The organism is Pseudomonas serbiensis, assembly GCF_030580745.1.
GTDB classification, from domain to species: Bacteria; Pseudomonadota; Gammaproteobacteria; order Pseudomonadales; family Pseudomonadaceae; genus Aquipseudomonas; species Aquipseudomonas serbiensis.
This window is the reverse complement of sequence record NZ_JAUQOO010000020.1, coordinates 21,032-44,638: the sequence shown is the minus strand read 5'-3', so window position 1 is coordinate 44,638 and position 23,607 is coordinate 21,032. Positions and strand designations below refer to the sequence as shown.

Annotated in this window: 21 protein-coding genes; 14 read left to right on the top strand and 7 right to left on the bottom strand. The window is 58.0% G+C overall.

All coding sequences use genetic code 11. The annotated features are described in order from the left end of the window. Positions 1–148 precede the first annotated feature (148 nt). The 4 genes from Q6A51_RS22055 to Q6A51_RS22040 all read right to left on the bottom strand — a co-directional run bounded on the left by Q6A51_RS22055 (position 149) and on the right by Q6A51_RS22040 (position 5,675). Positions 149–349, bottom strand: coding sequence for a hypothetical protein (locus Q6A51_RS22055; protein ID WP_201004183.1), 201 nt, complete (start codon positions 347–349; stop codon positions 149–151). Positions 350–552: 203 nt separating this feature from the next. Continuing rightward, positions 553–1,665, bottom strand: coding sequence for an agmatine deiminase (gene aguA / locus Q6A51_RS22050; protein WP_304575732.1), 1,113 nt, complete (start codon positions 1,663–1,665; stop codon positions 553–555). A gap of 5 nt (positions 1,666–1,670) precedes the next feature. After that, positions 1,671–2,549 (bottom strand): N-carbamoylputrescine amidase, encoded by an 879-nt coding sequence (gene aguB, locus Q6A51_RS22045; RefSeq protein WP_201019008.1) that lies wholly within the window; start codon positions 2,547–2,549, stop codon positions 1,671–1,673. A gap of 213 nt (positions 2,550–2,762) precedes the next feature. Continuing rightward, complete coding sequence (locus tag Q6A51_RS22040) at positions 2,763–5,675, bottom strand: aminotransferase (RefSeq protein ID WP_304575731.1); 2,913 nt, start codon at positions 5,673–5,675, stop codon at positions 2,763–2,765. A 260-nt stretch (positions 5,676–5,935) separates the two neighbouring features. Between Q6A51_RS22040 and rfbB the strand changes: the two genes are divergently transcribed. The 6 genes from rfbB to Q6A51_RS22010 all read left to right on the top strand — a co-directional run bounded on the left by rfbB (position 5,936) and on the right by Q6A51_RS22010 (position 12,241). Further along, positions 5,936–7,018 (top strand): dTDP-glucose 4,6-dehydratase, encoded by a 1,083-nt coding sequence (gene rfbB / locus Q6A51_RS22035; RefSeq protein WP_304575730.1) that lies wholly within the window; start codon positions 5,936–5,938, stop codon positions 7,016–7,018. Then, positions 7,015–7,890, top strand: coding sequence for a glucose-1-phosphate thymidylyltransferase RfbA (gene rfbA / locus Q6A51_RS22030; RefSeq protein WP_201004192.1), 876 nt, complete (start codon positions 7,015–7,017; stop codon positions 7,888–7,890). Before rfbB ends, rfbA begins: the two co-directional genes overlap by 4 nt. Next, positions 7,887–8,432: a dTDP-4-dehydrorhamnose 3,5-epimerase gene (gene rfbC, locus Q6A51_RS22025; RefSeq protein ID WP_201004194.1), complete on the top strand. Its 546-nt coding sequence runs from the start codon at positions 7,887–7,889 to the stop codon at positions 8,430–8,432. Before rfbA ends, rfbC begins: the two co-directional genes overlap by 4 nt. Positions 8,433–8,587: 155 nt before the next feature. Then, positions 8,588–10,402, top strand: coding sequence for a sensor histidine kinase (locus Q6A51_RS22020; protein ID WP_304575729.1), 1,815 nt, complete (start codon positions 8,588–8,590; stop codon positions 10,400–10,402). After that, on the top strand, positions 10,399–11,784 hold the full coding sequence (locus tag Q6A51_RS22015; protein WP_201004198.1) for a sigma-54-dependent transcriptional regulator: 1,386 nt from the start codon (positions 10,399–10,401) through the stop codon (positions 11,782–11,784). Before Q6A51_RS22020 ends, Q6A51_RS22015 begins: the two co-directional genes overlap by 4 nt. After that, positions 11,771–12,241, top strand: coding sequence for a YiiD C-terminal domain-containing protein (locus Q6A51_RS22010; protein ID WP_304575728.1), 471 nt, complete (start codon positions 11,771–11,773; stop codon positions 12,239–12,241). The genes Q6A51_RS22015 and Q6A51_RS22010 overlap by 14 nt, the downstream gene beginning before the upstream one ends. A gap of 38 nt (positions 12,242–12,279) precedes the next feature. Here the strand turns inward: Q6A51_RS22010 and cysQ are convergent, their stop codons facing one another. Together cysQ and nudE are read right to left on the bottom strand one after the other, a co-directional pair. Next, on the bottom strand, positions 12,280–13,137 hold the full coding sequence (cysQ, locus tag Q6A51_RS22005; protein WP_201019014.1) for a 3'(2'),5'-bisphosphate nucleotidase CysQ: 858 nt from the start codon (positions 13,135–13,137) through the stop codon (positions 12,280–12,282). Then, positions 13,134–13,700 (bottom strand): ADP compounds hydrolase NudE, encoded by a 567-nt coding sequence (nudE, locus tag Q6A51_RS22000; RefSeq protein WP_198729196.1) that lies wholly within the window; start codon positions 13,698–13,700, stop codon positions 13,134–13,136. Before nudE ends, cysQ begins: the two co-directional genes overlap by 4 nt. Before the next feature lie 100 nt (positions 13,701–13,800). On the opposite strand from nudE, the gene yrfG reads away from it, so the two are divergent. Then, the gene (yrfG, locus tag Q6A51_RS21995) at positions 13,801–14,463 is read left to right on the top strand and encodes a GMP/IMP nucleotidase (RefSeq protein ID WP_304575727.1); all 663 of its coding nucleotides are present in this window, start codon (positions 13,801–13,803) and stop codon (positions 14,461–14,463) included. 66 nt (positions 14,464–14,529) lie between these two features. Here the strand turns inward: yrfG and lysM are convergent, their stop codons facing one another. After that, positions 14,530–14,976 (bottom strand): peptidoglycan-binding protein LysM, encoded by a 447-nt coding sequence (gene lysM / locus Q6A51_RS21990; RefSeq protein ID WP_201004206.1) that lies wholly within the window; start codon positions 14,974–14,976, stop codon positions 14,530–14,532. Between the two features lie 153 nt (positions 14,977–15,129). On the opposite strand from lysM, the gene Q6A51_RS21985 reads away from it, so the two are divergent. The 7 genes from Q6A51_RS21985 (at position 15,130) to Q6A51_RS21955 (ending at position 23,544) form a co-directional block, all read left to right on the top strand. Then, positions 15,130–16,008: a LysR family transcriptional regulator gene (locus Q6A51_RS21985; RefSeq protein WP_122321598.1), complete on the top strand. Its 879-nt coding sequence runs from the start codon at positions 15,130–15,132 to the stop codon at positions 16,006–16,008. Between the two features lie 105 nt (positions 16,009–16,113). Continuing rightward, complete coding sequence (gene fdhD, locus Q6A51_RS21980) at positions 16,114–16,953, top strand: formate dehydrogenase accessory sulfurtransferase FdhD (protein ID WP_122321596.1); 840 nt, start codon at positions 16,114–16,116, stop codon at positions 16,951–16,953. Beyond that, positions 16,950–19,286 (top strand): FdhF/YdeP family oxidoreductase, encoded by a 2,337-nt coding sequence (locus Q6A51_RS21975; protein WP_304575726.1) that lies wholly within the window; start codon positions 16,950–16,952, stop codon positions 19,284–19,286. Before fdhD ends, Q6A51_RS21975 begins: the two co-directional genes overlap by 4 nt. A gap of 238 nt (positions 19,287–19,524) precedes the next feature. Beyond that, entirely contained in the window at positions 19,525–20,004 is a 480-nt protein-coding gene (locus tag Q6A51_RS21970) for a YMGG-like glycine zipper-containing protein (RefSeq protein ID WP_201004214.1), read from the top strand. A 158-nt stretch (positions 20,005–20,162) separates the two neighbouring features. Next, on the top strand, positions 20,163–20,993 hold the full coding sequence (locus Q6A51_RS21965; protein ID WP_201004216.1) for a hypothetical protein: 831 nt from the start codon (positions 20,163–20,165) through the stop codon (positions 20,991–20,993). A 341-nt stretch (positions 20,994–21,334) separates the two neighbouring features. Then, positions 21,335–22,486: a DNA cytosine methyltransferase gene (locus tag Q6A51_RS21960; protein ID WP_201019016.1), complete on the top strand. Its 1,152-nt coding sequence runs from the start codon at positions 21,335–21,337 to the stop codon at positions 22,484–22,486. Continuing rightward, positions 22,483–23,544, top strand: coding sequence for a hypothetical protein (locus Q6A51_RS21955; RefSeq protein WP_201019017.1), 1,062 nt, complete (start codon positions 22,483–22,485; stop codon positions 23,542–23,544). The genes Q6A51_RS21960 and Q6A51_RS21955 overlap by 4 nt, the downstream gene beginning before the upstream one ends. Positions 23,545–23,607: the final 63 nt, after the last annotated feature.

Sequence of the window (23,607 nt, the reverse complement as noted above, 5' to 3'; positions counted from 1 at the left end):
AGTATAGAGACCGAACGAAATCATCGCAGTGGACTACAGATGGACGTACATGGCTTATAGCCACAAGCGGTGGGACGTGAATCCTAGTCCCAAGGCTTGAGGGGTGTCAAACACGGAGATGGCCGCTGTGCGAGGGCCCACACAATAGTCAATCTTTTAGCACGCCTAGCAGAGCTTCCAGTTCTGCATCATTAAACAGGCCGGCTGGATATCGCTGCAAAAGCATTGCACGCACATCCGGTCGGGGTTTCGGGAGTTTGGTCGTCCTTAACCAATCCGCCATCATCTGACGAGCCTCGTTACTAGCAGACAAACCACGAGCATGATGCTGGTTGATACCTGCGTTCATAATGACAACCTCTTGAGCCATGAGGGGCTAAATCTACGGACGCTTTGTGACAGAAAAACGAAAAAAACCTCCCGTTATTTACCCGCCGTCGGGCCAGCCTCAAGGTAATTGCTACAAAGCGTTACCCAAAAAAAAGCCCATCGGTGGATGGGCTTAGTGCAGCAAAAAAAGGACCATTTGCCAGTTACGCATGTAAGCAAATGTTACCGAATTAATTTCCGGGGCGCAGGCTGCTGCTGCGTCAGGCAGTGAATATTGCCTCCACCCAGCAGCAATTCACGGCCAGGTGCCATTACCACTTCATGCTCCGGGAAAAGCCGTTGCAGGATTTCACGGGCCTTTTCGTCCATCGGGTCGTCGAAACTCGGTGCAATGATGCCGCCGTTGACGATCAGGAAGTTCACATAAGAGCCTGCCAAACGCACCGAAGGGTCGCGTTCCTGACTACCGTGCACCTTATCAACGCCTGCGCATTCTTCTTCGGTCGCGAACAAAGGACCGGGAATGGGCATTTTATGAACGATGATTTCGCGGCCTCTGGCATCCCGAGTGTTTTCCAAAATACTCAACGCTGAGTGACAACGTGTGTAGTTGGGGTCTTTGGGATCATCGGTCCAGGCCAGCAAAACTTCACCGGGGCGCACATAGCAACAGAAGTTATCCACATGCCCGTCGGTTTCGTCGTTGAACAGGCCGTCTGGCAACCAGATGACCTTGTCCACCGCCAGGTTATCGCTGAGTACCGCCTCGATCTGCTCGCGAGAAAGGTGCGGGTTACGGTTGCGATTGAGCAGGCATTCTTCAGTGGTAATCAGCGTGCCTTCGCCATCGACATGGATCGAGCCGCCTTCCAGCACAAAACCTTCAGTCACGTAACGCGGGCAACGCTCGATTTCCAGGACCTTGCTCGCCAGTTGCGAGTCCAGATTCCACGGTGAATACAGGCCACCGTCAAAACCGCCCCAGGCATTGAAGTCCCAGTCCACGCCGCGCACTTCGCCTTGGTCATTGATGACGAAGGTCGGGCCGGTATCACGCACCCAGGCATCGTTGTTGCTGATTTCAACCACGCGAATGTTGGGCATGTCGAGGTGCGCACGAGCGTTGTCATACTGGCTGGCCGAAACCGCGACCGTGACCGGCTCGAAACGGGCAATCGCCTTGGCGATGGCAACGTGTGCAGCCTGCGCGGGCTTGCCGCCCAGGCGCCAGTTATCAGGACGCTCAGGCCAGACCATCCAGACCTGACTCTGAGGCGCCCATTCAGCGGGCATGTGGAAGCCGTCAGCGCGCGGCGTGCTCTTGAGCGTCGTCATGGCGATCAGGACTCCAGCGAGCCGTCGAGGGTCTTGATCGCGCCGTACAGGTTCGGGCGGCGGTCACGGAAAGAGCCCCAGGCACTACGAATGTGCTCCAGTTCGTCCAGGTCGAAGGTGTGGACCAGCACGCCTTCTTCGGTTTCATCGAGTTCAGCGACTTTCTCACCGAACTGGTTGGCAATGAACGACGAGCCGTAGAAGGTGATGTCGTAACCGTCCTGCTCTTCGTTGCCGATGCGGTTGCTGGCAATCAGCGGCATCAGGTTGGCGCCGGCATGGCCTTGTTGCACACGCTGCCAGTGATCGCGGGAGCTGATGGTCTTGTCATGCGGCTCGCTGCCGATGGCGGTCGGGTAGAACAGGATTTCCGCGCCTTGCAACGCCATGCTGCGGGCGCACTCCGGGAACCACTGGTCCCAGCAGATGCCCACGCCGATTTTCGCGTAACGGGTCTGCCAGACCTTGAAGCCGGTATCGCCCGGGTTGAAGTAGTACTTTTCGTGATAACCGGGACCGTCCGGGATATGGCTCTTGCGGTAGATGCCCAGGTTGGTGCCGTCCGCATCGATGATCGCGATGGTGTTGAAGCGCGCACGCCCGGCCAGCTCGAAGAAGCTGATGGGCAGGACGACTTGCAGCTCCTTGGCGATCTTCTGGAAGTGCTTGATGGCAACGTTGGATTCCACGCTGGTCGCCAACTGCAGATAGTCCGGGTTGGGCTTCTGGCAGAAGTACGGCATCTCGAACAGTTCCTGGATCAGGATGATCTGCGCACCCTTGGCCGCAGCCTCACGCACCAGCTTCTCGGCGGTTTCGATATTGGCTTCCAGATCCCAGGAACAAGCCATCTGGGTGGCGGCGACGGTGACGATACGGCTCATGGAAATGCCTCCTGGGCGGGCTCATGACAATCATGGATGACGTAAAAACTGCGTAGGAGCGAATTCATTCGCGAATGAGCGGAACGCCGCCCGATTCGCTCCTACGGATATCAGTAAACAGTTGCCGTTTTATAACGGATAAAAATCGGCTTTTAAAGTGGATAACGGCTCAAAACAAAATAAAAACTCAATTTAAGCCGATACCAATCGAATTTATTCCAGCTCGCTCAACACTTTGGACACACTCTCGACAAAAAATTCCACACTTTGCCGGGTGGTACACATCGGCGGTTTGATCTTGAGAATGTTCAGGTAATCGCCGGTCGGCTGCATGAAAATGCCCAGTTCGCGCAGGCGGTCACACAGTTGTGCGGTTTCTTCGGTGGCAGGCTCCAGAGTCTGGCGATCCCGGACAAACTCGACGCCCAGATAAAACCCCATGCCATGCACCGCGCCCACCAACGGATGTTTATCGGCCAATGCTTGCAGGCGCGCCTTGAAGTGGTCGCCGACCTGCCGGGCGTTTTCCCACAGGTTTTCTTCCTCCATCACATCCAGCACCGCCATGCCGATACGGCAACTGACCGGGCTGCCGCCGGATGACGAGAAGAAATACCCCTCAGCCTCCAGCGCTTCGGCAATTTCGCGGCGGGTAATGACGGCACCCAGAGGGTGCCCATTGCCCATGCCTTTGGCCATGGTGATGATGTCCGGCACCACGTTCTGCTCTTCAAAACCCCAGAAGTAGTGGCCCAGGCGTCCGTAACCCACCTGAACTTCATCCGCAATGCACACGCCGCCCTGCTCACGGATTTTCTGATAAACCTCTTGCAGATAACCCGGCGGCAAGGAAATCCCTCCGGCATTGCCGTACACCGGCTCGCAGATGAACCCTGCCACCTGCCGCTGCTGCCCGGCCAGTTTCGCCAGCGTCTGATCGACACTGCGCACATAGTCCGGCGTGCTGTCGCTGCCACGATAAGGACCGCGGTAGGTATTGGGGGCCGTCACCGGATGTACCCAGTCCGGACGGGTGCTGAGCGCCTGCGGGTTGTCGGCAATAGAGGTGGAGATGGCATCGGTGGCCACCGACCAGCCGTGATAGGCCTCCAGCACGCTGAGCATGTCGCGCCCGCCGCTGTAGGCCCAGGCCAGACGAATCGCCAGATCATTGGCCTCGGTGCCGCTGTTGACCAGGAACACACGATCCATTCCTTCGGGTGCCAGCTTGAGCAGGCGCTCCGAAAACTCGACGATGGAAGCGTAATGAAAACGGGAGTTGGTGTTGAGCAACGACCACTGGCGAGCGGCTTCGTGTGCCATGCGCGGGTGACCATGGCCCAGCACTGCCACGTTATTGAGCATGTCCAGGTAGGAACGGCCCTGCATGTCGATCAAGTGATTGCGCCAGCCCCGTTCGATCTGCGGCGGGGCCTGGTAATAATGCTTCTGGGAACGGGCGAAACTGGCATCGCGACGGACCAGCAGTTGAGGGGCATCCTGGACAACAGGCGCATCACAGTCGAACCCCAGCAAGGTCGCGGGTGACGGGCTCAGCACCCGCCACGCAGCGGCACGGGACGCTGTAGTAAACAGCGGCGGGCTCAGTTCGGCATCGGTGCAGAGTTGCAGCAGCAGGGAGCCACCGCCTTGCCCGATCACATCTCCGGCCGCAACGAGGCTGCCCGGCTTCAAGTCTGTCGTTGCGCCCCACAACCTCAAGCTCAGCGTATCGCCGACCAGCCATAGCGCCGCATCGGCCGTCAGACGCAGGGTCGCGTTAAAAGGCGCATGCAGAGGCGTCTCGGCCGGGATGTGCAGTTCAACGTGCAGAGCAAAGGTGTCAGGCTCTATGGCGCTATCGGGCAAGGTTCGTGACAAGCGATATTCGCCAAAACGGCTTGAGGCCTGCCCGGCCTGAGCAGCGGCTTCCATCAACAAGCGTTCGTCGATGCCGCTTTGCTCCCAGTTCCCGGCGACAAAGTGCTCGCTGAGCACACTCAGATCGACACTCTGGAACTCACGACCAGCCAGGCTGGGCAGCAAGGGGAAATAGACCGGCTGCTCGACTGTCGGCGGCTCGACCCCGACCGCCTGCAGGATCGCCACTTCCATCAGGCTCATCGGCACCGAAGTGGCAGCCTCGAAAATACCCCATTCACCTTCGAGGTTGGCCTGGATATAGGCGTTGTCCGGCTCGACGCTGACCTGTTGTTCACTGCTGAGTACCAGCACCGCAGAGCGGGCGACGATCAGTGGCCACAAGGCCTGCAACTCTGCAACCTTCAGCGGGTTGATGGCGTGATAAGCGCGAATCGCAGGCAGGATGTAGAACGGATCACCCTCGGCATGGTGCAACAGCGCAGCACACGTGACCGACAGATCCGCAATCCGCCAGGTTGTAACCAGATCACCGAAATCAATCAGGCCCTGCAATTGCCAGCGCCGCTCTGCGTCACGTGCCCAGACGACGTTGTGCTCGGTGATATCCAGATGAACAGCCTGGACCGGCAGTTCCGGGATCAGTGGCCGCAATCGCTGGTGCGCCTGTTCGGCCGCTTCCATGAGGCAGGTGCGCTCATTGGCATTCGAGATGACCGGCAACAGATGCTTGATCAAGGCATGGGCATGCCTGGGGTCCCATTGCAGGATACGTTCAAGGCCGGGATGCTCGAACGCCGCCAGGGCCTGATCGACCTGGGCGCACAGCTCACCCAGCCCGGAAACGACTTCATGGCTCAGATGCTGAACATGGCCCAGAGACTGACCATCGATAAACTCCAGCAAACGCACATGAACGGCCCGGCCATCGACATCCAGAGACAGCAATTGTTCGGTGCTGTTGGCGCGAATCACGCCCGGCACGCGCACCGCTGAATGGCTTGCCAGATGCTGTAGCGCCGCATGCTGGGCGTCCAGTTCCACAGTGGAGTAATCGCCGTGGCAGATTTTCAGCACGTAGCGGCGCTGCCCGGCGTCGAGCAGAAAGTTGCGATCCTGCTGGCTGCCCAGCTCTTTCAGTGACCCGCTCAACCCGTAATGCTGCCCAAGCAGTTGCAGGGCCTGGTCAACATCGACCTGCGGGCAAGGCAGGCTGGATCGGCGGATAAGCGTAGCGAGCGGCATGTCACAACCTCGTTCTTGTTATGATCCCCGGCCAGCTCAGCCGAGGCACTCCAATCGAGCAACTATAGGGTGCCTGATCCACGTCACCAACCTCTGTTCAGTGACCGGGCGGCAGTTTTATGGCGATGGGGCGCTGATCTATCAATTTATTTCATTACGTCTACACCTGATATTGCCCGATGCTGTCGGCATGCCGTGCGTCGTAATGCGACAGGCTATGCTGCATAACGATCAAGACCTACTACAGAGAAGACCCGATCATGCGAATACTCGTGACCGGTGGAGCAGGCTTTATCGGCTCTGCATTGATCCGACATCTGGTACAGAACACAGAGCACGAAGTACTGAACTTCGACAAGCTGACCTATGCGGGCAATCTTGAATCACTGGCAGGCATCGCGACCAACACACGCTATGAGTTCGTGCAGGCCGATATCTGTGATCAGGCCAGGGTAAGCGCCGTGCTTGAACGATTCGAGCCCCACGCAATCATGCATCTGGCTGCCGAATCCCATGTGGATCGCTCCATCGATGGCCCAGGCGATTTCATCCAGACCAATATTGTCGGCACCTACAGTCTGCTGGAAGCTGCTCGCGGCTATTGGCTGACATTGCCCGAGGCCGAGCGCCGGGTCTTTCGCTTCCATCACATCTCCACCGATGAAGTGTATGGCGACCTGCATGGCGTCGATGACCTGTTCACCGAAACCACGCCCTATGCGCCAAGCTCGCCCTACTCCGCCAGCAAGGCGGCTTCGGACCATCTGGTTCGAGCCTGGCATCGCACCTACGGACTGCCGGTGGTCGTGACCAACTGCTCGAACAATTACGGGCCGTTTCATTTCCCCGAAAAACTGATCCCGCTGATGATTCTCAACGCACTGGCGGGCAAACCACTGCCGGTGTACGGCGACGGTCTGCAAGTGCGGGACTGGCTGTACGTCGAAGATCACGCCCGAGCGCTGCTCAAGGTGGTGACCGAGGGCGCGGTCGGCGAGACCTACAATATCGGCGGGCATAACGAGCAGAAGAATATCGATGTGGTACGCGGTATCTGTGCCCTGCTGGAAGAACTGGCCCCGGCTCGCCCCACGGGTGTGGAGCACTTCAGCGACCTGATCACTTACGTGGTCGACCGTCCCGGCCACGATCAACGCTACGCCATCGATGCCGGCAAGATCGAAAACGAACTGGGCTGGACGCCTGTCGAAACCTTCGACTCAGGGCTGCGCAAGACCGTGCAATGGTATCTGGATAACCTGGACTGGTGCCGCAGGGTTCAGGATGGCAGTTATCAAGGAGAACGACTGGGCTTCACTGACCATAAGGATCTGATCGCATGACCAAGGGAATCGTACTGGCCGGGGGCTCTGGCTCACGCCTGCACCCCATCACACTGGGTATCTCCAAGCAACTGTTGCCGGTCTATGACAAACCTATGATCTACTACCCGATCTCGGTGCTGATGCTGGCCGGAATCCGGGAAATCCTTATTATCTCGACACCCCTGGATTTGCCGCAGTATCGCAAGCTGCTGGGCGACGGCAGCCAGTTCGGCGTAAGCTTTCATTACGCCGAGCAGCCCAGGCCCGATGGTTTGGCCCAGGCGTTTCTGATCGGGGAAGAGTTCATCGGCAATGACTCGGTGTGTCTGATATTGGGTGACAATATCTTTCACGGTCAGCATTTCAGCGAACAATTGCAAAAAGCCGCGGCCAGTACCAAGGGGGCAACGGTATTCGGCTACTGGGTCAAAGACCCGGAGCGCTTCGGAGTCATCGACTTCGACGATGAAGGCCGTGCGCTGACCATCGAGGAAAAACCCAAGGCTCCAAAATCCAACTACGCGGTCACAGGTTTGTATTTCTACGATAACGAAGTGGTTCAGATCGCCAGAGACGTCAAGCCGTCACCACGCGGCGAGCTGGAAATCACCGATGTGAACAATGCTTATCTGCAGCGCGGCGAGCTGCGGGTCGAACGTTTCGGACGAGGCTTTGCCTGGCTCGATACCGGCACCCATGACAGCCTGCTTGATGCCTCGGCGTATGTGCAGACCATCGAGCATCGACAAGGCCTGAAGGTCGCTTGCCTTGAAGAAATCGCCTATCAGAATGACTGGATAGACCGTAAACATTTACTGCACCGTGCCGACTACTTTGGCAAGACCGGTTACGGTCAGTATCTGTTCCAACTTGCAGGGGAACGTAAGTGAAAGTGATTGCCACAGAGTTGCCAGACGTCTTGATCATCGAACCCAAAGTGTTTGGCGATGAACGCGGCTTCTTTTATGAAAGCTACAACGCTAAAGCCTTCTACGAAGCGACCGGCCTCAAGCCGGACTTCGTTCAGGACAACCACTCACGCTCGCAGAAAGGCGTACTGCGTGGCCTGCATTACCAGATCGAACACAGCCAGGACAAACTGGTGCGCGTCACCGCAGGCGAAGTCCTGGATATGGCCGTGGATATTCGTCGCAGCTCCCCGACATTCGGCAAATGGGTAGGCGTCAGGCTGTCGGCTGAAAACAATCGCCAATTGTGGGTCCCCAAAGGTTTTGCCCATGGTTTCGTGGTGCTGAGTGACTACGCGGAGTTCCTGTACAAGACCACCGACTATTACACCCCGTCCGCCGAGCGCTGCATTCGCTGGGATGACGCTGACCTGGCAATCGACTGGGAACTTGCCGGAGCACCGCAATTGTCGGCCAAGGATCAGCAAGGCAAGAGCCTGAAGGAAGCAGATCTGTTTGCATGAGTGCCTGTCGGTTCAGCGGCAGGCATAATGCTGCTTACTGAGACGCCTGCTCTGACGCGATCGTGAGGTTCGCGAATGAATTCGCTCCTACGCACGGTAGAAGCCCATTCATTCGCGAAAGACAGGCCCGCAACCCCTTCGGCCATCGCCCAGACATGACTACCAAAGCTGCTATTCCACAACGCCCTCGCTGGCGCAGTCTCGCCCTTCTGGCCTTGTGCCTGGCACCGATGCTGTGGCCCCTTGAGCACCTTGCCGAACGCTACTACCGAAGCGAACTGGCCAGCCAGAATCGACAGACGCTTGATCTGTACGTTGCCAGCCTGCTGGGCACCCTGCATCGCTACGAAACCCTGCCACAGATTCTCGCCGACCTGCCGGCCCTGCATGAGGTCCTGGCCCAGCCTCGCGATCAGGCAACACAGCAGCACGCCAATCAGTTGCTCAAGGATATCGTTCGACAGACCGGCGCGGACGTCATGTACCTGATGGACCGCCACGGCCTGACCATAGCAGCCTCCAATTCGGATCAGCACGACAGCTTCGTGGGCCGCAACTTCTCGTTCCGCCCTTACTTCAGCGATGCGCTGGCCGGAAAACTGGGGCGCTTTTTCGGCCTGGGTACAACCTCGGTCAAGCGCGGCTACTTTTTCGCCGCGCCCGTCAGTGACAACGGGGTCGTCACCGGAGTGCTCGTAGTCAAAGTCGATCTGGACCACACCGAAACCCTGTGGGGCAAGACGCCCGAGCAATTGCTGCTCACGGACCAGAACGGCGTGGTGATCCTGACTTCCAACCCTGAATGGCGATTCCGCTCGACCCGTGAATTGAGCGAAAAGGAAAAGGAGGCCATTGTCGCCATACAGCCTTATCCAACACGTGATCCCCGTCCGCTAAAGCTCGATGAACGCTCCTGGCTGACCCAGACCCGTTCGATTGCGGAAACCGACTGGAGCGTGAGCATCCTTGCGCCGCGTGTTCTGGTCGACCGGCAGGTTCGTACTGTCGTGGCGATTGGTGGTGCCGGCTTGCTGGTGCTGATGTCGCTGCTGGGCCTCATGATGCAGCGCCGCCGTCACTATCTGGAACGCATCGCCTTTGAGGCAAAAGCCAGACGTGAACTCGAAATGCGCGTCATCGAGCGCACCAGCGATCTGGAAGGCCTCAACAGCCGGCTCAAGCAGGAAGTACTGGAGCGCGAGCAGGCTCAACAAGAGCTGGTGCGTGCTCAGGATGAACTGGTCCAGGCGGGCAAGCTCTCGGCGCTGGGTACCATGTCGGCCAGTATCAGCCACGAACTCAACCAGCCTCTGGCGGCAATCCGCAGTTATGCCGAAAACACCGAAGTGCTGCTCGACCACCAACGTACCGAAGACGCGCGCGGCAACCTGAAGCTGATCAGCGAGCTGACCGGGCGCATGGCTTCGATCATCGCCCACTTGCGCGCCTTCGCCCGGCGGGATCGGCATGCGCCGGAAAGCGTTGCGCTGCAACCGGCGCTGGACGACGCTCTGGCGCTGCTGGCCAAGCGGCGACGCGCCATGGAAGTCGAACTGATCCGTGATCTGCCGGACGCCACGCTATGGGTTCAGGCTGGCGAAACCCGTCTGCGCCAGGTACTGGGCAACCTTCTGGCCAATGCGCTGGATGCCCTGACCGAAAAAGGTCCACCCCGCCGGCTGTGGATAAGTGCCGAAGCCACCGATGAGGGCGTCAACCTGTACATTCGCGACAATGGACCAGGCTTTACCCAGGAAGCACTGGCACGGGCACGCGAACCGTTTTTCACCACCAAGACCCGCACCCAGGGCCTTGGGCTCGGGCTGGCAATCTGCGATACGCTGATGCGCGCTCTGGGCGGCGAGCTGCTGTTCGCCAATCACCCGACAGGCGGCGCATTACTCACCTTGCGCCTGCGCGCCGGCTCTTCAGGGGCCAACCTTCAACCGCCAGAGGATCTCTCCGCATGAGTTCGGATACCGCCATCGACAGCCAGATTCAAGTGGTGCTGATCGACGACGACTCGCACCTGCGCCAGGCATTGAGCCAGACGCTCGACCTGGCGGGCCTGAAAGTCCTGCCTCTGGCCGAAGCCAGCGGGCTGGCCAACCGCATCGGGCGCGACTGGCCGGGCGTCATCGTCAGCGATATCCGCATGCCAGGCATGGATGGACTAGAGTTACTGAGCCACCTGCATAGCCAGGACCCCGAACTGCCGGTGCTGCTGATTACCGGCCATGGCGATGTCCCGCTGGCCGTTCAGGCCATGCGCGCCGGAGCCTATGACTTTCTCGAAAAGCCTTTCGCCAGCGATGCCTTGCTCGATAGCGTACGCCGGGCCCTGGCCTTGCGCCGGCTGGTACTGGATAACCGAAGCCTGCGGCTGGCCTTGAGTGATCGTCAGCAATTGAGTACCCGGCTGGTCGGCCAGTCCACGCCGATGTTGCGGCTGCGCGAACAGATCGGTGCCCTGGCCGCAACACGGGCCGACGTGTTGATACTCGGTGAAACCGGCGCAGGCAAGGAAGTGGTTGCCAGAGCCTTGCATGACCTGTCCAACCGCCGCAACGGCCCGTTCGTGGCGATCAACGCCGGGGCCTTGGCCGAGTCGGTGGTGGAAAGCGAGTTGTTCGGCCATGAGCCCGGCGCTTTCACCGGTGCGCAAAAGCGCCGTATCGGCAAATTCGAGTTCGCCAACGGCGGCACGCTGTTCCTCGACGAAATCGAAAGCATGAGCATGGATGTGCAGGTCAAACTGCTGCGTCTGTTGCAGGAGCGCGTGGTCGAGCGCATGGGCAGCAACCAGCAGATCCCGCTGGATATCCGCGTGATCGCCGCCACCAAGGAAGACTTGCGTCAGGCCGCCGATCAAGGGCGTTTCCGTGCGGACTTGTATTACCGGCTGAATGTCGCCTCGCTGCGCATCCCGCCGCTGCGTGAGCGAGGCGAAGACGCGCTGATGCTGTTCGAGCATTACGCCGATGCCGCCAGCATGCGCCACGGCATTCCCAAGCATGAACTCACACCGGGCCAGCGCGCTCTTTTGCTGCGCCACAACTGGCCGGGTAACGTGCGCGAACTGCAAAACGCCGCCGAACGCTTTGCCCTGGGGCTGGAACTGGAGCTGGAAGGCAGCACCACGCCGGAAGCCGCACCGGTCAGTGGCGGCTTGAGCGATCAGGTGGAGAGTTTCGAGCGCGCCCTCATTGCTGCCGAACTGGCTCGCCCGCACAGCTCGGTCCGTAGTCTGGCCGAAGCGCTGGGGCTGCCACGCAAGACCTTGCACGACAAGCTGCGCAAGCACGGCCTGAGTTTTGGCGATAGCAACGGAGCCTCCGATGACCTCGAATGAACATGACTCGGCAGCACAAGCGCTGGAACACGTCCTGCACCACGACATCCCGCTGACTCGTGAAATGGGCATGCGGGTTATCGACTGGCAAAATCGCAGACTGCGCCTGCACCTGCCGCTGGCACCCAATATCAACCACAAAAGCACGCTGTTCGGCGGCAGCCTTTATTGCGGCGCGGTACTGGCGGGTTGGGGCTGGCTGCATCTGAGGCTGCAAGAAGTCGGGATCGACGATGGGCATATCGTGATTCAGGACGGGCAGATCAGTTATCCGCTACCGGTTCGTGGCGACGCCATTGCCTTGTGCGATGCACCGGATGATGCCCAGTGGGACAAGTTCATCACTACCTACCAACGCCGAGGCCGAGCGCGCCTGACCTTGCAGACCCGCATCACGGCTCAGGACAGCGAAGCGGATGCCGTGAGGTTTACCGGGCAGTTTGTACTGCATCGGTGAACCGGCATTCTGTGGGAGCGAATCGGGCGGCGCTCCGCTTATTCGCGAATGAATTCGCTCCTACAGAGTGCCAGCAGTTTCTCGCGCCATGTCGCCTTGGCAGGCAAGGCCAGGAAAAACGGGTTGAGCAAGGATTCGCGGGGCGGATAGCTGAACGGTTCGCCGTCGAGTTGCAGCACTTCGCCGCCAGCGCCTTCAAGTACACCTTGGGCTGCGGCAGTATCCCACTGAGAAGTCGGAGCCAGACGCGGGTAGCAATCGGCTGCGCCCTCGGCCACCAGACAGAACTTCAATGAGCTGCCGATGCTGGTCAGTTGCAACTCGCCCAGGCCAGCGGACAATCCTGCCAGCAGGCGCTCCTGCTCGGGGCTGGAGTGGCGGCGACTGGCGACAACGGTGAATTCCTGGCCGGCACCCGGCTCGTTACGCACCGCGATGGGCGCAATGTGGCTGTCATTGTCGCTGCGCCAGGCGCCCAGGCCGGCACCGCCGAAATAACAGCGGTTGTTGGTGGGCATGGAAACCACACCAAACACCACACGCCCGCGCTCGATCAGCGCGACATTGACCGTGAACTCTTCGCTGCCAGAGATGAACTCCTTGGTGCCGTCCAGCGGGTCAACCAGCCACCAGCGCTCCCAACCAGCGCGCTCGCTCTGGGGGATATCGGCATCTTCTTCGGACAACACATGAATCGAAGGATCGAGTGCCTGCAAGCCCTCGACCAATACCTGATGAGCCGCCAGATCGGCAGCGGTCACGGGGGAGTCATCGGCCTTGGCGGTCACGGCAACGCCCGAGCGCCAGAACGGCAGGATCGCCTCACCCGCCAGCCGGACAAGACCGATCACAGGAGCAAGGAGCGGATGCGGCAGGTTGCCGAACACATCAGTCATGGCAGAAAAAATCCACGTTGGGTTAACAGGTCGCGTGCCAGATAGAGAGCCGCCAGGGCGCGGCCCTCGGTGAACTGGGCGTTCTGGGCCAGGTTGGCCAACTCCCGCAGGTTGACCTGGTCTACACGAATCGGCTCAGGCTCATCACCTTCAAGACGCTCTTCGTACAGGTCGGTAGCGAGCACCACCTGAATCTTCTGGTTCATGTAACCGGGCGACAAGGACAGCTCGGTCAAGTGTTCCAGTTGGCGGGCACCGAAGCCTGCTTCTTCCTTGAGTTCGCGATTGGCGGCCGCCAGCACATCTTCGCCTGGCTCGATCAGCCCCTTGGGCAAGGACAATTCATACTCGTCCGTGCCGCCGCAATATTCTTCGATCAATAGCGCATGATCGGCATCGATCATGGCAACAATCATTACCGCGCCATATCCCGCGCCCCTGCCCACCAGCCTCTCGTAAGTACGCTCGACCCCGTTGGCAAAGCGCAATTGCAGCTCTTCAACTCGGAACAAGCGACTACTGGCGACGATTTCGCGGGCGAGTACGGTAGGTTTCTGGCGCATGACAGGCTCCTTTGCGGTGACAGGGTACTATACCGTGGCTTTTCCGATTGTCTGTGTCGGATATGCTTACATCCGCCATCAATTCCCTGAAGAGGCCAGAATGCTTTCAATGCCCTGGAGCACTATCGATACCGTCCTGCTGGATATGGACGGCACTCTGCTCGACCTGCATTACGACGACCACTTCTGGATGCAGCACTTGCCCCAGCGCTATGCAGAGCTGCATGGAGTCAGTCTGGCCATGGCCTTGATGGAGATGCAGCCGCTGTTCGAGAGCCATGCGGGGACGCTCAACTGGTACTGCCTGGACTTCTGGAGCAAGGAGTTGAAGCTGTCGGTGCGCGACCTGAAACTCGAAACCGCACACCTGATCGCCTTGCGACCCGACGCACAGACCTTTCTGGCCGCGCTCCAGAAAGCCGGCAAGCGCGTGATCATGATCACCAACGCCCATCGCGATTCGCTGTCATTGAAGCTGGAGAGGATCGAACTGGCGCCCTACTTCGAGCGCCTCATCAGTTCCCATGACTACGGTTTCCCCAAGGAAAACCAGCAGTTCTGGGACGCCTTGCAGGCCGACACCGCGTTCGACCCGGCGCGCAGCCTGTTCATCGACGATACCCTGCCGATCCTGCGCAGTGCCCGACGCTTTGGTGTGGCGCATTTGCTGGCAGTCAGCGAACCCAATAGCCAGAAAGGCCCCAAGAACACCGAAGAGTTCGAGGCGGTGAGGAATTATCTGGAGTTGATCAAGGGTTTGTAGGAGCGAATTCATTCGCGAAGTGGCCTCTTCGCGAATGAATTCGCTCCGAAAACTCCATTTGAAAACCTAATCAGGAATCCTCAACTGCTGCCCCGGATAGATATGGTTCACATCCTTGAGCATCGGTTTGTTGGCCTCGAATATTTTCTGATACTGGTTGGGGTCGCCATATACACGCTTCGAGATGGCGCTCAAGGTATCGCCCTTTTCCACTGTGACGAATCGGGCCGCGGCCGTCGCCGGAGCACCGGCCGCGAGGGTCAGTTGATCGTCCACTGTATCGACACGCGAGATATTGCCCAACGCCAGCAAGATCTTTTCCTTTTCTTCCTGACTGGATACTTCTCCTGTCACGGTGACCTTGCTGCCGTCCAGTGTGATCTGAACATTGGGATTACCCAATCCGACCTCGGAAATATGCTTTTTCAGGACTTCGTCGGCATTGGCATTGCCCGGTGTCAGCGCATCGAGGATGTTTTTACCTGCATCTTTCAAGAAACTGAAAAGACTCATTGCCTATTCTCCTTCACGGTTGTTGCCACGCCCGCAAGGATTAACCATAGCTCCCGTAACCGTGGGTTTGCGGAGTTCCGACCAACGTTGCCCATCCCATCGTCATCGTTGAGCGCGTAGAATCGATTCCCTGCCTCGCCTATCGGAGTGAAGATGGACATCAAGCAACTGAAATTCCTGATCGCGCTCGACGAGACCCGTCACTTCGGCCAGGCCGCAGCACGCTGCAATATCACCCAGCCCACTCTGTCCATGCGTCTGCGCAATCTTGAAGAAGAACTGGGGTTGCCGCTGGTCATGCGCGGGCAGCGCTTTGAAGGTTTTACAGCTCCCGGTGAGCGAGTACTGGCCTGGGCCAGGACAGTCCTCTCGGCTTATGACGGCCTGCAGGCCGAAGCAGCGGCCTGCCGTGGGCATCTGGTCGGGACCCTGCGCCTGGGCGTGGTGCCCCTTTCGAGCTTCGACCCGCTCTCGCTGCTGCACCGGCTGCATCAGATCCACCCCAACCTGCGCTTTGAACTGTCATCGCTCAGCTCCGAGCAGGTTCTGGAACAACTGGCGAGCAATCGCATCGATCTGGGCGTCTCGTATCTGGAGCGCCTGGATAACGAACGCTTCGACACCCTGACTCTCGACGAAACCCGCATGGGCCTGCTGTATGACCGACGCTACTTCAGTTTTGGCGAGCAACCGCTGAGCTGGAGTGAACTGATCGGGTTGCCGCTGGGCACGCTGACCAGCGGCATGCATTTTCGCCAGTCCATCGATCACAACTTCCACAGCCGCGGCCTGCATCCACAACCCTTGCTGCAAACCGATGCCGTTCACCAGTTGATGCAAGCCGTACATGGCGGTTTCTGCTGCACCATCATGCCGCTGGATGGCGGTCTGGACATGCTCACCGAACACCTGGGCCTGCACCCCATCGAAGACGCACGCACACTCGCCCCCATAGGCTTGATCATGCGCCGCAGCGCACCGCGCTCGGCGCTGGCGGAGGCCTGCTTCACGCTGCTAGCAGAAAATCATTAAAGATTATTGATCGACGTCATCTATCAGAGCATTGGAACTAGCGATTAGACGATACCCGACAAGAGGCCTAGGCTAAGGGCTATCAAATTGCCGGTAATCCAGCTCATGCACGCCAAGCGCACGGCCAGCGCGGCGCCCGCTCTTCAGGCGCACGCGCCTCAAGCAAGCCAGTTCTACAGCTACTCGAACCTCGAGGGCGATGAATCGGCACAGACAGCACTTGCCGAAGAAGTGGCGCTTGCCATTGCCTATAACGGCATCAGCCAGGCAGTGATGCTGGTCAGCCCGACGGATCTGGAAGACTTCATTGTCGGTTTCAGCCTGGGCAGCGGCATCATTGCCTCAACGGATGAAATCTACGACTTCAAGCTCAGCGGTTGCGGGTCAGCCATGCAGGCCGAGGTCGAGATCGCCAGCCGTGCCTTCTGGAACCTCAAGCAGCAACGTCGGCAACTGGCCGGTACCAGCGGTTGCGGGCTGTGCGGCGTTGAAGCGGTCGAACAGGCCCTGCCGGAACTGAATGTATTGCCCGGCGCGCCGCTGCCTCCAGCCGAATGGCTGCAAGGCCTGCGTCAGCGCATCGGCGAATTCCAGCCACTGGGCCAACATTGCGGTGCCGTGCATGCCGCATTGTTCATGGACAGCAACGGCCAATTGTTGCTGGGACGTGAAGATATCGGGCGCCACAACGCCCTGGACAAGCTGATCGGCGCGCTTGTCCGCCAGAACATTGGCCTGACAGGCGGTATCGCCATCGTCACCAGCCGCTGCAGTCTGGAGTTGATCCAGAAGGTCTTGCGTGCCGGTATCCAGACGCTGGTCAGCCTGTCATCGCCCACTGGCCTGGCCCTGCAATGGGCACGCCGTCATAACCTCAATCTAATTCACCTGCCGCAGCACAGTGCGCCGCGGGTCTATAGCCCTGCGATGGAGATTCAAGCGTGAGCACTCATCACCAAGCCGACAAAACACCGACGCCTCGCTACAAGCCTTACAAAGGCCCGGCGGGTGGCTGGGGCGCACTGATCAGCGTGACACAGGCCTGGTTGGGCAGTGACAACGCGCTGAAAAACCTGCGCATGATGCTCAAGACCAACCAGAACGGCGGCTTCGACTGCCCTGGCTGCGCATGGGGCGACTCGCCGGAAAGCGGCATGGTGAAGTTCTGCGAGAACGGCGCCAAGGCGGTCAACTGGGAAGCCACCAAGCGCCGCGTGGACGCTTCGTTCTTCGCTCGCTACAGCGTCAGCTCGCTGCTGGAGCAAAGCGATTATTGGCTGGAATATCAGGGCCGCCTGACAGAGCCGATGGTTTATGACAAAGAAAGCGACCGTTACAAACCCATCAGTTGGGACGATGCCTTCGCGCTGATCGCCAAACACCTGAACAACCTGCCAAGCCCGAACATGGCAGAGTTCTACACCTCGGGTCGTGCCAGCAACGAAGCGGCTTATCTGTATCAGCTGTTCGTGCGCGCCTACGGCACCAACAACTTCCCTGACTGCTCGAACATGTGCCACGAAGCCAGCGGTGTGGCTCTGTCGCAAAGCGTGGGCGTGGGTAAAGGCACGGTGACGTTCGATGACTTTGAACACGCCGACGCGATTTTCGTACTGGGCCAGAATCCGGGTACCAACCACCCGCGCATGCTTGATCCGCTGCGCGATGCGGTGAAACGCGGTGCTCAGGTGGTCTGCGTCAACCCGCTCAAGGAGCGTGGTCTTGAGCGCTTCCAGCATCCACAGCACGCGATGGAAATGCTCACCAACGGTGATCGCCCGACCAACACAGCGTATTTCCGTCCAGCATTGGGCGGCGATATGGCGCTGCTGCGCGGCATGGCCAAGTTCCTGCTGCAATGGGAGCGCGAGGCCCAGCTCAACAATGCGCCAGCCGTTTTCGATCACGCTTTCCTCAACGAACACACCCAAGGTGTTCTGGACTACCTGGCGGCCATCGACGAAACCTCATGGGAAGAAATCCTTGAGCAATCCGCCCTGCCGCTGAGCGATATCGAACAGTCGGCCCGGATGTATGCCAAAGGCCAGAACGTCATCATGTGCTGGGCCATGGGCATCACCCAGCATCGCCACTCGGTAGCGACCATTCAGGAAATTGCCAACCTGATGATGCTGCGCGGCAATATCGGCAAACCGGGCGCAGGCCTGTGCCCGGTACGCGGCCACAGTAACGTTCAGGGCGACCGGACCATGGGCATCAACGAACGCCCACCGGTGTTCCTGCTCGACGCGCTGGAAAAACGCTTCCAGTTCAAGGTCCCTCGCGAAAACGGCCATAACGTGGTCGAAGCCATTCATGCCATGGCCGATGGCCGCTCCAAAGTGTTCATCGCGCTGGGCGGCAACTTCGCTCAGGCGACGCCGGACAGCCCGCGCACTGCGGCGGCACTGAGCAACTGCGACCTGACCGTACAGATCAGCACCAAGCTCAATCGCAGCCACCTGTTCCATGGCAAGGAAGCGCTGATCCTGCCGTGCTTCGGTCGTACCGACATCGACATTCAGGCCAACGGTCCGCAAGCGGTCACCGTGGAAGACTCGTTCAGCATGGTCCATGCCTCCAACGGGCAGTTGCAGCCATCCTCGTCGCTGATGCGCTCGGAGCCTGCAATCATCGCCGGTATCGCCAACGCGACCGTAGGCAAGCAGCCCGTGGACTGGCTATGGCTGATCGAAGACTACAGCCGCATTCGCGACCTGATTGCCGACACCATCCCCGGCTTCAAGGACTTCAACGAGCGCGTGAAGAATCCTGGCGGTTTCTATCTGGGCAATGCCGCAGGTGCCCGACGCTGGAACACGGCGTCGACACGCGCCAACTTCAAGCCCAATGCATTGCCGCTCAAGCTGATTCATGAAGGCATCAGCTCCACGGGCCAGACCCCGGACCTGATCATGCAGTCCATGCGCTCCCACGATCAGTACAACACCACCATTTATGGCCTGGATGACCGCTATCGCGGCGTGAAAGGACAACGTGACGTGCTGTTCGTCAATGAAGCCGACATTATCCGTCTGGGCTTCCAGCCGGGTCAGAAAGCGGACCTTGTCTCGATCTGGAGCGATAACCACGAGCGTCGCGTCAAGGGCTTCACTCTGCTGCCATTTGATATTCCTGCGGGGCAGGCGGCAGCCTACTATCCAGAGGTCAACCCGCTGGTGCCACTGGAAAGCGTCGGAGAAGGCAGCCATACGCCAACGTCGAAGTTCGTGGCGATTCGTCTGGAGCGCTCGAGCGAGTCGGCGCGGATTATCTGATTCTGCGTTGACCGCTTCGCCAGCAACCTGCCACAGATTTGTGGCCATGAAAAAGGCCCGAATTCGTAAGAATCGGGCCTGCATCAAGTGAACTCAGACTGCATTAAATAACTTAAGTTCCATATGTAAAACAATAAGTTAGCTATTTGTGTTGCAGTCGTGTTACTCGTCGGATTCTCATTGCGACATTTCCTGCGCCACATCAGGATCGCCTCGTCATCCCTATGAGATTCCATACATGAAGTATTCCTCGATTCTGTTGTTGTCTCTTACTCTCGCAAGCGGCTTCGCCTCAGCAGGCGGAACTGTGGAAGCAGGCGTAGGCGGTGCATTAGGTGGGGTACTCGGTTCGGTCGTCGGCCAACAGATCGGCGGCAGCACAGGTTCAGCGATTGGCGCAGGCCTGGGCGGCGCAGCCGGCGGTGCGGTTGGTGCGGATCGTCGCAACCGTACAGAAGCAGCCATTGGTGGCGGTCTGGGCGCGGCGGGCGGTAACGTGATCGGCCGTAGCGTAGGCGGCAACACTGGCAGCCTCATCGGCGCAGCCGCTGGCGGCGGTGCAGGCGGCGCACTCGGTAACTACATGGGTAACGAGAGCCGCGAAGACGACCGTCGTTACCGTAACGGTCGCGATGATCGTCGCGACTACCGCGGCGGCCATGGCCACCGCAAGCACTACGGTCATCGTAAACACGGTCGTGACTGGCGTCATCGCTGATCAATCTGCGCAATACCTGACTGGCCGCCCTGAAAAGCGGCCAGTTTTCGTTCAGGCAATAAAAAACAGAAAAAAGCACTTTAGAAATCCAGCCCTCTGCCGAAACGCCGTCTAGAAAAACTGCGCGTTGCCTACCGACCAGCACTCAAGGAGCAGGGATGGATTCCACCAAGCCACAGGATGACGACGGGATCATTCGCATTCAGCGCCTTGTCCCCGGCCAGGTCGATGTGGTGCTCGGCTCGCATCCGGGCAAACAGCGAATCGTTCGCCCCCGCAAATCATCACGTCGTTATGTATTGGCCCTGCTCTGCCTGAGCATTTTCGCTGTGCTGGCAGTGGGGCTGTATTCGCGTGCTTACTCGCCCAAGCCTGTACCGCTGATCGCTCTCGAACAGCCAGAACCTGCAACTGCGCCAGAGCCCGTCGATGAGGCTCCTGTCCAGGTCGTCAGCGAGCTTGCACGCCCGGCCTTGCGAGTGGAGCCCTACATCGTTCCGACGCCTGTCGCACAGGGCTCGGCCCCCGTTGCGCAGCCGTTGGATAACTGCATCAAGGACGGCAATGTCATTGATGAAAGTGTTCTGAACTGCCGCTTCGGCCAGGCTTCGCGCCCTGCTCAGACTGCTCCCGCCACAGGCATGGTGTCTGCCAGCTACATGGCTGACTTCAAGTCAGACGCCTCGCGCAAAGCCCCCGCACGCCAGCAAAAACCTCATACAGTCGCCACCGTGTCGATTCGAGAGTGGGACGGCAATGGCCGCTATCGTGCGCAATGGCGTCTCTATGACAACCGTATCGACGGCGACAGCGTTTGCGAGAATTTTCTCAATCGCTCAGTGGAAAGGCGCGAGTGCCGCCTCTCTGCCCAAGTGCATTTCAAGGAAGAATGCCGGGAATGGACCAAGCGTTCGGCGCGGGATCGCAATGAAGAAAGCAAAAATACAGCGCAGCGGTATTGTGAAGCCACCACGACCTTTACCCCTTGAAGGCCTATATGAGATTAAATCTCAATCTCATGTATAGCCAAAGGCTTACACGCCGTAGCGGCATTTGGCTCTTTTTACCCTCTGACAACCCCCGTACTATTGGATCCAACAAGTGGCGAACAAGGAGTTCGCCAGGATCAGGGATGATCGACCATCGCCGGGAAGGCAGCCGACAGGGAGTTGGAATGGTCTTGGAAAAACCCGCTTCGGCGGGTTTTTTGTTGCCTCGCAAAAATGAGAAAGCCTACCGGGATGCGGATGCAAAACCTCCGCGATTCTCCCTATTTGGGGCATTCGTGTAGAATTGCGCCATTTCAGGCTCTGCACGATGTACATAATCAATGAAAGCAATTGAACTCTTTTCAGGGATTGGCGGATTTAGAATAGCGTGCGACTCGCTAGGTATCGAAACCATCTGGGCCAACGATATAAATACCAAAGCAGCTGCCGTTTATCGCGCCAACTTCGGATCTGAGAGTTTTCATGAGGGTGATATAAACCTCTTGCTGGATACCATACCCGATCACGATATATTGACCGGGGGCTTTCCATGCCAGCCTTTTTCCAGCGCCGGGAAAAAACTGGGCATCGAAGACATGCGCGGCACACTGTTTGAAAAAATCGTTGATATTCTCAAGAAAAAAAGCCCACGATACTTTGTACTTGAGAATGTAAAACGGCTGTTATCCATGGATAACGGAAAGCACTTCGCAACCATTCTGGATGCACTTTCAAAAGTGGGTTATCTCGTTGAGTGGCGCGTGCTCAATGCCATTGATTTTGGTCTTGCCCAAAACCGTGAACGTATTGTTATCATCGGCAGAAAAGACCAAACGCCAAACTCTCACCTGTGCAATCAGGAAGATATCTCCGAGCTGACACCCGCACAGATCAGACAAGCCGCTGACTTTTCAAGCTGGAAAAACATTGAAGACCACGGAGCAAAGTTCAACACGTGGGGGCTCGCGCTACACGGAAAATTCTTTCATGCAAAACTCAATCGCTTTTCGGAAAAACAGAAAGACGTAAAGCTTTATGACATTCTGGAAACCCGGCCTGACGCCAGGTTCTTTTTCACAGAAGATACGCTTGAAAGAATAAAGAATAGCGACGAGGTCAACAGATACTATAGCGGCGTGGAAATCCTGTATAACCAGAAAGGCGGTGCCCGCATGGGCTACTCCATTTTCGGGATCAATGGCGTCGCCCCCACACTGACCTGCACCGCCAGCCGTCATTATGAGCGCTATAAGGTAGGCAACGAATATCGAAGGCTGACAAACGTCGAATATGCACGGATTCAGGGGTTTCCTGACCAGCATTGCAATACAGCCTCGGTCTACGACCAGTACACCCTTTATGGCAACGCCGTACCGCCAGTGCTTGTCGAGTGGGCCTTGCGCAAAGTCATCAACCACGAGGGTACTTCTTTTCAAAGCGCTCTGAATACAGCGGCTAACACCACGATTGAAAGGCAAATGGACTTAATATGATTCATAACTCACATCTGCGCGACCACATAAAAAACAACTTACAGAGTATTGTTTATCAGCTGAACAGCTACCTGCGCGGGGAAAATGTTGCCAATATTCAAGGAACTCTCCAACGCATCGGGCGAGGGGGTAAGCTACCTCATTGGTATGAGCTGCTGTTGACAGGGCAATCAATGCCCAATCTTGATGGCAAGACGATCGGCAGTGTTATTGAAATGACGTTGATCGGTGTGCTTGAAAAACACACATTGAACGCCTTTGACATTCCTGCCCTGGTAGTCAACCCGGCAAAAGGCGTCGATATTCCTCTCTTGAATCTCGGGGTCAAATCTCCGTCCGAAAACTTTTGCACAAGTGAACCGTTCTTCTCTGCCTATGAGCGAGTACTCGGTAATGAAAGTGATGCAATAATCCTGCTTACCGACTACCAGACCGCTAAACGAAACCCACCGCCCGTTCGTATCCAGATCATCAACGCAGCCTATCTTCGTGGTAGTGAAATCGCGGACAGAAACCTCTGCGCGATTGCCAAACGAAACAAGGACGAACTGTTTCACAGAAACGAAGCCGCCTGCAAAAAGATGCTTCAATTCCTCTGCCACGTTAACCAGCAGGACTGGCGCGCCAAAGCACTGCTCAGGCTGGTTTACTCGCTATTCGAAACGGATGATATTCTTCTTGGTTTGCTGGACGGTATCGAAAAAGATTTTGATAAAAAGCAGGCAATTGATCTGCGCAAAGGCATTGAGCCGCTTGATAGAAGCGAGTTGGAAAAGGTGCTGGAAATCCGGCTCTCTAACTATAAGGCTTCGGCAATCATCAATGCGTGCAGTGACTGGGTTATCGACAACCACAAAGACTTCGCCCGCCTTCCCAATGATAATGAATGGCAACGTTTCCTGCGCAGTGACCTTGATGGAAAGATTGGCATGAGTTTCGCGCTCCAGTGGCGTTATAACTTCGGCAATCTCTTCAACTCGATGGACATCATCCCTGCACTGCCCACCCTGGACCCACAAGATCTGGTTGCACTGGAAGACGGAAGCGAGCTTTTTTAAAGACGGCCTCGCAGGAGTCACTTCATTGTCAGATCAGGACTGCGGGCAGCGCAGTCCTGACGC

What these genes read in the sequence shown, in the direction of transcription:
- Q6A51_RS21985 (WP_122321598.1), top strand. Translation starts at nt 15,130, where the DNA reads ATGGACATCAAGCAACTGAAATTCCTGATCGCGCTCGACGAGACCCGT.
- Q6A51_RS22055 (WP_201004183.1), bottom strand. Translation starts at nt 349, where the DNA reads ATGAACGCAGGTATCAACCAGCATCATGCTCGTGGTTTGTCTGCTAGT.
- aguA (WP_304575732.1), bottom strand. Translation starts at nt 1,665, where the DNA reads ATGACGACGCTCAAGAGCACGCCGCGCGCTGACGGCTTCCACATGCCC.
- nudE (WP_198729196.1), bottom strand. Translation starts at nt 13,700, where the DNA reads ATGCGCCAGAAACCTACCGTACTCGCCCGCGAAATCGTCGCCAGTAGT.
- Q6A51_RS22040 (WP_304575731.1), bottom strand. Translation starts at nt 5,675, where the DNA reads ATGCCGCTCGCTACGCTTATCCGCCGATCCAGCCTGCCTTGCCCGCAG.
- Q6A51_RS21955 (WP_201019017.1), top strand. Translation starts at nt 22,483, where the DNA reads ATGATTCATAACTCACATCTGCGCGACCACATAAAAAACAACTTACAG.
- rfbB (WP_304575730.1), top strand. Translation starts at nt 5,936, where the DNA reads ATGCGAATACTCGTGACCGGTGGAGCAGGCTTTATCGGCTCTGCATTG.
- Q6A51_RS22015 (WP_201004198.1), top strand. Translation starts at nt 10,399, where the DNA reads ATGAGTTCGGATACCGCCATCGACAGCCAGATTCAAGTGGTGCTGATC.
- cysQ (WP_201019014.1), bottom strand. Translation starts at nt 13,137, where the DNA reads ATGACTGATGTGTTCGGCAACCTGCCGCATCCGCTCCTTGCTCCTGTG.
- Q6A51_RS22010 (WP_304575728.1), top strand. Translation starts at nt 11,771, where the DNA reads ATGACCTCGAATGAACATGACTCGGCAGCACAAGCGCTGGAACACGTC.
- Q6A51_RS21960 (WP_201019016.1), top strand. Translation starts at nt 21,335, where the DNA reads ATGAAAGCAATTGAACTCTTTTCAGGGATTGGCGGATTTAGAATAGCG.
- aguB (WP_201019008.1), bottom strand. Translation starts at nt 2,549, where the DNA reads ATGAGCCGTATCGTCACCGTCGCCGCCACCCAGATGGCTTGTTCCTGG.
- lysM (WP_201004206.1), bottom strand. Translation starts at nt 14,976, where the DNA reads ATGAGTCTTTTCAGTTTCTTGAAAGATGCAGGTAAAAACATCCTCGAT.
- Q6A51_RS21965 (WP_201004216.1), top strand. Translation starts at nt 20,163, where the DNA reads ATGGATTCCACCAAGCCACAGGATGACGACGGGATCATTCGCATTCAG.
- Q6A51_RS21970 (WP_201004214.1), top strand. Translation starts at nt 19,525, where the DNA reads ATGAAGTATTCCTCGATTCTGTTGTTGTCTCTTACTCTCGCAAGCGGC.
- yrfG (WP_304575727.1), top strand. Translation starts at nt 13,801, where the DNA reads ATGCTTTCAATGCCCTGGAGCACTATCGATACCGTCCTGCTGGATATG.
- Q6A51_RS22020 (WP_304575729.1), top strand. Translation starts at nt 8,588, where the DNA reads ATGACTACCAAAGCTGCTATTCCACAACGCCCTCGCTGGCGCAGTCTC.
- rfbA (WP_201004192.1), top strand. Translation starts at nt 7,015, where the DNA reads ATGACCAAGGGAATCGTACTGGCCGGGGGCTCTGGCTCACGCCTGCAC.
- fdhD (WP_122321596.1), top strand. Translation starts at nt 16,114, where the DNA reads ATGCACGCCAAGCGCACGGCCAGCGCGGCGCCCGCTCTTCAGGCGCAC.